General features: G+C 66.7%; 2 protein-coding genes and 1 riboswitch. Of the genes, one reads left to right on the top strand and one right to left on the bottom strand.

Annotated features, from left to right (window positions below; translation table 11 throughout):
* Window positions 1-458 precede the first annotated feature (458 nt).
* Window positions 459-749 (bottom strand): metal-sensitive transcriptional regulator, encoded by a 291-nt coding sequence (locus tag CXQ97_RS18455; RefSeq protein ID WP_146069728.1) that lies wholly within the window; start codon window positions 747-749, stop codon window positions 459-461.
* A 480-nt stretch (window positions 750-1229) separates the two neighbouring features.
* Window positions 1230-1491, top strand: a riboswitch (cyclic di-AMP (ydaO/yuaA leader).
* A 2-nt stretch (window positions 1492-1493) separates the two neighbouring features.
* Here CXQ97_RS18455 and CXQ97_RS18450 point away from each other — a divergent pair.
* A partial coding sequence (locus CXQ97_RS18450) for a LysM peptidoglycan-binding domain-containing protein (protein WP_104182346.1) occupies window positions 1494-2221 on the top strand: 728 nt, incomplete at its 3' end.

Here is a 2221-nt window from a genome sequence, read left to right as displayed (position 1 = left end):
CCTGCGGCGTAAGTCTTCTGATTGCTAAGGAGACTAGGGACAGCCAACCACGATCCTGCCGGCATCCGATAGTGGAACTGGGGGAAGTGCGAGAACTCTGCATCGAACTGAACCCTTACCGCCTAAGATCCACTTTTAGGACATGCAGGGCCACCATGCCGGACAGGCTGCCTTACTCCTAGACCGGCACCACCTGATGACCCGATACACCGGATACGGGCCAGCCTCTGGGGCTTCTAACCAATGTGTGACCTGCCGAGGTGCCGGACGAGGTGATTCAGGGCGAGTGTGGCGACGATACTGGACACCGCCATCGCGGCCAGCATCACCTACAGGCCGCCGGGCATCACCATCAGCGACAAAGCCTCGTGCAGATACCTCCACTCGTCGACTACGGCGATGACCCACAACATGGCAATGATGAGTGGTGTGCGGGCGACCCCGAGGCCTGAGTGCGGTTAGCGCAGGAGCCGGCCGATGGCCTGCGTCGCTTCCTTGATCCTCAAATCGAGGGTGTCGACGCCTTCAGAGGAGTCATTGGTTGCTGCTGCTTGGGCCGCGTCGACGACGCAGTGCCGCAGGTGATCCGCCAGCAGCCCCAGGCTCACGGCGTGCATGGCGCTATTGACCGCGGCGACCTGGGTGAGGATGTCGATGCAGTACTTGTCATCCTCGACCATGCGTGCGATTCCCCGGACCTGACCCTCAATACGCTTCAGGCGCCGCAGGTAGGCATCCTTGTCTGCCACATAGCCATGCCCTGAGGACTGGCCCGTGGAGTGCGCCGCCGCTACCGCGTGCTCGCTGCGGAGACCGGGCGGTGTGGCGGGCGTGCTGGTGTCCCCCGAGGTGGTCGTGGTTGCCCGCCCTTCGCGGATGTATGGGCGGGTGTAGTGGCGGATGTGGTGTCGCTGCGCGTTCCGGATTCGGCGGTCACGGTCGTTCCCTTTCACCATCAACCGATGCTCTTCCGGCCGTGGCCGGCCGACATCGTTGGTGCGTTCCCCAGCCGCGCCCTGCGCGCAGCCCCCTTTAGTATCGCCGCACTATCGGTAGCGTTCGCGCGGTCCGATCAGCAGATCGCACCACGTGGTTGCACTTGTGAACCATCTGCCCCCAATTTTCGGCGCATCCTGCGGACACGCCGTGACGCGTTCTCTGAATGTGACACTGATACCGCCCCGGGGTATTGTCGGCGGGTGTTCTCGGCACCCGCCGAGGATGCTTTCCCGCGCAGAATGCCGAGCCCTGCCGCTGCATCCGGGATCCGTTTGTACAACCCAGTAGGCAGGGACGGGGGAACCACGTTTCCACCGGGCCACCACACGCTCTTTGTGTGTTGACCCTCGGGGTTAAGTCGATCCAACGACCGACGTGCCAGGATCTGCAGCGGCGTCGCCATGGCAGGGACAGCACGAGGGACGAAGGACGGCCGGGTGAACTCCCATCCGAACCCGACAGCTCACCCCGCAGGCATGGGAGAGGCAATCACCATGACACGTACGTCCATTCTGGCGCGCCACCGCGCCGCAGTCACCCACTCCATCGCCCTCGAGGGCCTGTCGCACTCCGCGAAGACCGGCGCTGTCGCGCTCGGCAAGCCCGCCATCATCGCCGCCGCCACCGGAGGCCTCGTCCTCGCCGTCGGCGCCCCCGCCCAGGCCGGCACCTACACGCAGGAACCCGCCGGCACCACCGGCACCACGGGCACCGTCGCCCAGGCACCCGCCGCTCCGGCTACTGCAGGGGTCCACACCGTCGTCGCTGGTGACACCATGGGTGCCATCGCTTCCCTGCATGGCCTGAACCTCGACACGCTGCTCGCCCAGAACGGCCTGTCCTACGGGTCGGTCATTCAGCCCGGACAGAAGATCAGCCTCTCCGGCGGCGCCGCTGCCGCTGTCAGCCCCGCCACGGTCCCCGCCGCCGCACCGGCCGGCCAGGTGTTCTACGCAGCCCCCGCAGTCGCCCCCGTCGCGGCCCCCGCTCCCGCAGCAGCCTCCGCGGCTCAGTCGACATACTCCCTGACGTCGGCCGCTATCTCCCCGATCGCCCCCGCAGCCCCGGCCCTTGTCGCGCCGAGCGTTCCCGCCAGCGGTGTCGGCGCGGCCCTCGTCGCCTCGGCGTACGGCCAGATCGGATCGATTCAGGACTGCACCGTCCTCGTCGAGCGGGCCCTGCGCTCCATCGGCAAGAACGTCGGCGACCTCGGGCCCACGCA

This window comes from Arthrobacter sp. B0490, assembly GCF_002929355.1.
Lineage (GTDB): Bacteria > Actinomycetota > Actinomycetes > Actinomycetales > Micrococcaceae > Arthrobacter_D.
The sequence above is the reverse complement of the archived record's forward strand: the minus strand, read 5'-3'. Positions and strand labels throughout refer to the sequence as shown.